This is a genomic window from Nostoc sp. UHCC 0251 (assembly GCF_034932245.1).
Lineage (GTDB): Bacteria > Cyanobacteriota > Cyanobacteriia > Cyanobacteriales > Nostocaceae > Nostoc.
This window is the reverse complement of the sequence record NZ_JAYGHD010000173.1, coordinates 1-6,714: the sequence shown is the minus strand read 5'-3', so window position 1 is coordinate 6,714 and position 6,714 is coordinate 1. Positions and strand designations below refer to the sequence as shown.

Annotated in this window: 6 protein-coding genes; 2 read left to right on the top strand and 4 right to left on the bottom strand. The window is 44.3% G+C overall.

Annotated features, from left to right (window positions below):
* Window positions 1–168: 168 nt before the first annotated feature.
* Window positions 169–603 (bottom strand): lactoylglutathione lyase, encoded by a 435-nt coding sequence (gloA, locus tag VB740_RS16530; RefSeq protein WP_323201055.1) that lies wholly within the window; start codon window positions 601–603, stop codon window positions 169–171.
* 272 nt (window positions 604–875) lie between these two features.
* Between gloA and eno the strand changes: the two genes are divergently transcribed.
* Window positions 876–2,165 (top strand): phosphopyruvate hydratase, encoded by a 1,290-nt coding sequence (eno, locus tag VB740_RS16525; RefSeq protein ID WP_323201054.1) that lies wholly within the window; start codon window positions 876–878, stop codon window positions 2,163–2,165.
* Between the two features lie 74 nt (window positions 2,166–2,239).
* Here the strand turns inward: eno and argC are convergent, their stop codons facing one another.
* On the bottom strand, window positions 2,240–3,298 hold the full coding sequence (gene argC, locus VB740_RS16520; RefSeq protein ID WP_323201053.1) for an N-acetyl-gamma-glutamyl-phosphate reductase: 1,059 nt from the start codon (window positions 3,296–3,298) through the stop codon (window positions 2,240–2,242).
* A 335-nt stretch (window positions 3,299–3,633) separates the two neighbouring features.
* On the opposite strand from argC, the gene ribBA reads away from it, so the two are divergent.
* Entirely contained in the window at window positions 3,634–5,307 is a 1,674-nt protein-coding gene (gene ribBA / locus VB740_RS16515) for a bifunctional 3,4-dihydroxy-2-butanone-4-phosphate synthase/GTP cyclohydrolase II (RefSeq protein WP_323201052.1), read from the top strand.
* A 202-nt stretch (window positions 5,308–5,509) separates the two neighbouring features.
* Here the strand turns inward: ribBA and VB740_RS16510 are convergent, their stop codons facing one another.
* Both VB740_RS16510 and VB740_RS16505 read right to left on the bottom strand, forming a co-directional pair.
* Complete coding sequence (locus VB740_RS16510; protein ID WP_323201051.1) at window positions 5,510–6,388, bottom strand: peptidoglycan recognition family protein; 879 nt, start codon at window positions 6,386–6,388, stop codon at window positions 5,510–5,512.
* 132 nt (window positions 6,389–6,520) lie between these two features.
* A complete protein-coding gene (locus tag VB740_RS16505; RefSeq protein WP_323201050.1) occupies window positions 6,521–6,646 on the bottom strand; it encodes a hypothetical protein in 126 nt (41 codons plus the stop codon).
* Window positions 6,647–6,714 lie beyond the last annotated feature (68 nt).

The window sequence follows — 6,714 nt, the reverse complement described above, 5'->3', positions numbered from 1 at the left end:
GGGGGTTAGGGGGTTAGGTTTTTGGTGGACTTTTCCACATAACGTGAAAAGTCAGGTCGGCCAATGCGATATCTTAACTGTTACAAAAATGTGAGTAATGGCAAGCCTTTTTAAGGAGGATCAAGCCTGAACTCAAGCGTATTGGCTTAATATTCCTGATTATCAGAATTACTGACTCACAAGTTGCTCTTGTGATTCTTGTTTGACTGCTGACCCTTGAGTTCCCATCTGAATCAGTTCAATTTTATACCCGTCTGGATCTTCCACAAAAGCAATTACTGTCGAACCATGTTTCATTGGGCCTGGTTCGCGCACGATTTTACTGCCATGATTGCGGATTTCGTCACACGTAGCATAAATATCATCAACGCCAAGGGCAATATGACCATAAGCATTACCCAGTTCGTACTTTTCCACACCCCAGTTGTAGGTTAGTTCTATCACCGAGTTGTCGCTTTCATGACCGTAGCCAACAAAAGCTAGGGTAAATTCTCCCCCTGGATAATCCTTTCGGCGCAGTAATTTCATTCCTAAAACTTCACAGTAGAACTTTAAGGACTCTTCAAGGTTGCCCACCCGCAACATTGTGTGTAGTAATCGCATATTGACCTTTTCTCTGTAATTGATTTAGTGTTATTCTCTGCCAATATTTTACCTAGCTCAAAGTCTGAAGGCAGAAATACCATCAGGGAAAGAATTAAAAGGTAAAGGACAGAATAAACATTCTCTTACCCATTTTTGGCGTTGATCCCTATCCATATAATGGAAATCTTCTTTAACCTCAGCCAATAAAGTCTCTTAAACGCCTATGCTAGCGATTGGGTTAGGCAGATGGACTGGATGCGTAACACACTCGAAAAAAGGATAAAGTACAGATGAGTAAATTTCTAGATACTGCAATTGAAGCGATCGCAGCCCGCGAAATTCTTGATTCACGCGGTAGACCGACAATTGAAGCCGAAGTGCATTTAGCCAACGGTGTTGTGGGACTGGCACAGGTTCCCAGTGGTGCCTCGACTGGCACTTTTGAGGCTCACGAACTGCGTGATGGCGATAAAAGCCGTTATGGGGGCAAAGGGGTACTCAAGGCAGTACAAAACGTCAAAGAAGCACTTGCACCACAATTGTTAGGCTTGGATGCCCTCAACCAAGAATTGTTAGACCGGACAATGATCGCTATAGATGGTTCTGCTAACAAATCCAATTTGGGAGCCAATGCGATTTTAGGAGTTTCCCTAGCAGCAGCTAAAGCTAGCGCTGAGTCTCTGGACATTCCTCTATATCGCTATTTGGGTGGCCCTTTAGCGAATTTGCTACCAGTGCCGTTGATGAACGTGATTAACGGTGGCGCACACGCTTCAAATAACGTAGATTTTCAAGAGTTTATGATTGTCCCAATTGGCGCAAATTCCTTCCGGGAAGCGTTGCGCTGGGGTGCAGAAGTGTTTGCCACCCTCAGCCAGGTATTGGATGAAAAGGGTTTGCTCACTGGTGTGGGCGATGAAGGTGGCTTTGCCCCTAACCTAGAGTCCAATCAGGTGGCTTTGGAATTGCTAGTTGCTGCCATTAAGAAAGCTGGTTACAAGCCAGGGGAAGAAGTAGCTTTGGCATTGGATGTGGCGGCTAGCGAATTTTACAAGAATGGACAGTATGTTTACGATGGTAAACCTCACGCCCCAGCTGAATTTATTGATTATTTAGGACAACTAGTTGAACAATATCCAATTGTGTCAATCGAAGATGGCTTGCACGAAGAAGATTGGCAAAGCTGGCAATTGCTCACCCAGAAGTTAGGTTCGCGGGTGCAATTGGTAGGCGATGACTTGTTTGTGACCAACGCTACTCGTTTGCAAAGGGGCATCCAAGAAAAAGCCGCTAATGCTATTTTGATTAAACTCAATCAAATTGGTTCTCTTACCGAAACCTTAGAAACAATTGATTTAGCAACTCGCAACAGTATCCGTTCAGTAATTAGCCATCGTTCTGGTGAAACTGAAGACACAACGATCGCTGATTTAGCTGTAGCAACTCGTGCCGGTCAAATCAAAACTGGTTCCCTGTGTCGCAGCGAACGCGTAGCAAAATATAATCGCTTGCTGCGAATTGAAGATGAACTAGGCGATCGCGCCGTTTATGCTGGTGCTGTCGGTTTAGGGCCGAAGTAGAGAAAAGGGGGAGTAGGGAATAGGGAATAGGGAGTAGGGTATTTCCCCACTCTCTACTCCCCACTCCCCATTCATCATGGATAAAACCCCAACTTGGGCAACCCCAAAGTTTCATCCCAGCCCATCATCAGGTTTAGACACTGAATCGCTTGTCCCGCCTGTCCTTTAATTAAATTATCAATTGCTGACATGACAATCACGCGACTTGTGCGTGGGTCAACTTCTACACCGATGTAACAAAGATTGCTGCCGCTAGCCCACTTTGTTTGGGGGTAAACGCCGCTACCGCAGACTCTTATCCAAGGGGAGTTGCGGTAGAAGGCTGAGAAAATTGTGATTAAATCATCTCGCACTAGACCGGGATCGCTCATTGTGGCATATACCGTTGCCAAAATCCCGCGTACCATTGGGACAAGGTGCGGTGTAAATTGGATCATGAGTTCGTGACCAGCTAAGTCACTGCAAATTTGCTCAATCTCTGGGGTATGACGGTGACGACCAACATTGAAAGCTGCTATGGAGTTGTCTGCTTCAGCGAGTAGTAAATTAGTTTGAGCTTGCCGTCCACTGCTAGATGTACCAGCTTTGGCATCGATAATAGCTGTTTCTGGTCTGATTAAGCCTTGCTTTAAGAGTGGCGAAAGTGCAAGGAGACTCGCAGTGGGATAAGAACCAGGACAGCCAATGAGTTGTGCTTCGGCAATGCGATCGCGATAAAGTTCTGGTAATCCATAAACTGCTGTAGCTGCAATTGCGCGATCGCTTCTCTCAATGCCATACCAATTTGTATAAGTTATCAAATCGCTGAACCGATAGTCTGCACTCAAATCTAATACTTTACATCCTTTTTCCAACAGTTTGGGCGCGATTTGGCAAGCCAGACCATTTGGTAAAGAAAGGAAAACTACTTCACAGCGTTGAGCAATTATTTCTGGTTCTACCGCTTCTATTAGCAGGTTAGTTGCATGAGCCAGATGCGGGTAGAGATCCCCAAGGGATTTTCCGATACTGCTCTCACCACCTAAATAAACCAGTTCGACTTCTGGATGATCCATCAGTAGTCGTACTAACTGTACTCCGCCATAGCCCGACGCGCCAACAATCCCAACGGGTACGCGTCTAAATTTGCCCATGATCTGAAATCCTTATCCCATGAATGGTGAATTCGTTATCAGCTTTCAACAATATCAGCGACTAGACGCACAGCGTACAAAACAGCTGAAACCCCTCTACTTTTTTCAGGCGTCGAGAAGGAGTGACGCGGTGAGATTGTAAGATATTTTATTTATCCCTCTTGTTTTGCTCATCATTGTTTGTTGTTGCACTCTACTACCACCCGATTTTAGGCGCAAAAATTGTTGCCACTTTATCAAATCATTGCTAGTCTACTTCTCTGCCTTATAAAGGAGCTACAATCTAAAAGAAGAAATTGTTAAAAAAATTTACGTTGGTAGCTGGAAATCTTTCTGTGTCACAGCCTAATACTAACCAAGCTTTTAAATTTGATTCGATTGATGCCGCTTTAGCAGACCTAAAAGCTGGTCGCGTCATTGTAGTGGTAGATGATGAAAATAGAGAAAATGAAGGCGACTTAATCTGTGCCGCCCAATTTGCCACACCCGACATGATTAATTTCATGGCGGTGGAAGCTAGAGGGCTGATTTGTCTGGCAATGACAGGCGATCGCTTAGACGAACTAGACTTACCTTTGATGGTAAGCAACATTACAGATACTAACCAAACTGCCTTCACTGTCAGTATTGATGCCGGCCCAGAATTGGGTGTAACTACTGGCATCTCAGCAGAAGACCGCGCCCGCACTATCCAGGTTACTCTCAATCCAGCCACAAAACCCACCGATTTACGTCGTCCTGGTCATATTTTCCCAATTCGGGCTAAGGCTGGAGGCGTACTCAAACGCGCAGGGCATACGGAAGCGGCTGTAGACTTAGCCCGACTAGCAGGGCTATACCCAGCAGGAGTAATTTGTGAAATTCAAAACTCCGATGGTTCAATGGCGCGGTTGCAGCAGTTAGTCGAATATGCGAAACGTCACAATTTAAAAATTATTAGTATTGCGGATTTAATCAGCTATCGCCTACAGCACGATCGCCTAGTATATCGAGAAGTTGTTACCAAACTGCCTAGTGAATTCGGTCAGTTTGAAATTTACGCCTACCGCCACACTCTGGATAATACAGAACACGTTGCAATTGTCAAGGGCGATCCAGCTAACTTCAAAGATGAGCCAGTGATGGTGCGAATGCACTCAGAATGCTTAACTGGTGACGCTTTAGGCTCCTTGCGCTGCGACTGTCGAATGCAGCTTGTAGCGGCACTGAAAATGATTGAGTCTGCTGGTCAAGGTGTAGTTGTATACCTGCGTCAAGAAGGACGGGGAATCGGCTTGATTAACAAGCTGAAAGCCTACTCATTGCAGGATATGGGGCTGGATACAGTAGAAGCAAATGAGCGTTTAGGATTTCCTGCTGACTTGCGAGACTACGGGATGGGGGCACAAATGCTCATGGATTTGGGCATCAAAAAGATTCGCCTGATTACCAATAACCCTCGTAAAATTGCTGGAGTCAAGGGTTATGGGTTGGAAGTAGTCGATCGCGTGCCGTTATTGATTGAGGCAACCGACTACAATTCCTATTACCTAGCAACAAAGGCGAAAAAGCTTGGTCACATGCTGTTACAGACTTATCTGGTAACAGTAGCAATTCATTGGCAAGATGACCCGGAAGCTGTGACAGAACGTTATGAACGCTTAGAGAAACTGCGACACTTAGCGAAAAGTAATGATTTATTGTTGCAGGAAGAGGCACGTCCATTAGCGATCGCTATATTTAATGAGCCATCTTTGACAGTACACTTGGGTTTTGATCAGCCAAAAGTTGCTAGCTCTGATTGGTATCAACAAAGTGGCCATCCTTATATACAGGCTATTTTCCAAATTCTGGACAACCTAGCAACTTTGCCTTACATCCAGAAAATAGAATTTCTGATTTCTTCTGGTTGCGATCCTTTGAGTAATTTACAAGTCCAACTAGATAGACAGACATTTTCAGATGGTACACTGCCTTCATCGATTAGCGATCGCCTGGAGACACAGCAAATTTATAGCTTTAGCAAATAAAAGGGAAAAGGTTAAAGGGGAAAGGGGAAAGGGATGATGATTGTCGCTTGACTTCGGGCGAGGTTTTTACCTTCCCCATAAAATTTGGATTATTTCGCTTGACTTCGGGCGAGGTTTTTACCTTTCCCCTTTCCCCCTTCCCCCTTCCCCTTCTTGATCAATTTTGTAGGGTGTGTTAACGCAACAGCGTAACGCACCATTTTTATTTACTCACTCTATAGATTGGTTTAATTTGACGATAAGTATTAAGTAAGTCCAGAAATTTATTACCATCAAAATTGATCGGGTCAACTTTTTGACTGGAACGGTCTACTTGCTTGTGGGTAGTGATGCGATCGTCTGGAACTTGACTTTGAGCAATTAACCAAGCGAGAGAATTATATTGAGCTTCCGTGTAGCCGCTATGGGTTTGTTGGCTGCTACCGTCATAACCATCTGGCGGTGTTTCTAAAGAAACGTGATAGGCAAAATTATTCACAGACGGGGGCAAATTTGGATTAGTCTTCACAGTTTCCACTCCATTAGGACTATCAAATACTGAGTTAGCTGCACCAAAAGCCCGTTTATCTGGTGGTACCAGATAAACCACCGTTCCGTCTAACTTGATTAAAGCGTGGTAACTTGCTTGCACACTTTCATCATCATGGGCTACTTGAAAGAAATTGATGGCGCTGGAAGCAGAATAACCAGTTTCATGGAGGACGATAATTGGTTGGTTGGTGAGAGGAAGACCGTTAACATCTTGGGTGTACCGTTCTCCATAGTTAGTTGGGTTAACTGCAACAACTTCATAATTAGGTCTGTACTGTGCAAAAGCTTGAGTCGTTACGTACCTTGCTACAGGCTGGTTAGTCTTAACTGGGGACTTGATAAAATTTTGAGATTTCTTCTCTGGCTCTTTCGCTGATTGAAATTGCGCCTGGGGATATTGACTGAAAGCTGTAACCTGTGGATTGGATGTACTGGCTGTTGCCGGATTATTTTGTAATTTTGTCGCTCGTCCAATTAACAGCACTACAATTAGAGCCATGAACATCAGCGAGATTAATAGCACCCTAGTCGCCCAGTCCTTAAACCTCATTTTTCTAATACCCGTAAAATGGTAGATTTTAATTTATAGCTAAACTGGCGTGTCCATCGTAGAGGCGCACTTCTGTAAACCCCTACCGTTTATAGTATCCAAATAATAATCGCTATAACACCTTAATTCTAGTCAAATATACCTTGATAATCCCTGCAATAGTGCTGTTAAAAGCCATTTAATTTCAATGCCGTGGGTAGTGGATTCGTGGGTGTGAATGTCTTCATCGTGTAGCGCTGTTAATGATGTTTTACCCACATCCTCTTCACTAACTACTAGAGAGCCAGTCCAGTAGAAGGCATTGACAAATTAAGCAGATTGTGAGC

What these genes read in the sequence shown, in the direction of transcription:
- eno (WP_323201054.1), top strand. Translation starts at nt 876, where the DNA reads ATGAGTAAATTTCTAGATACTGCAATTGAAGCGATCGCAGCCCGCGAA.
- VB740_RS16510 (WP_323201051.1), bottom strand. Translation starts at nt 6,388, where the DNA reads ATGAGGTTTAAGGACTGGGCGACTAGGGTGCTATTAATCTCGCTGATG.
- argC (WP_323201053.1), bottom strand. Translation starts at nt 3,298, where the DNA reads ATGGGCAAATTTAGACGCGTACCCGTTGGGATTGTTGGCGCGTCGGGC.
- gloA (WP_323201055.1), bottom strand. Translation starts at nt 603, where the DNA reads ATGCGATTACTACACACAATGTTGCGGGTGGGCAACCTTGAAGAGTCC.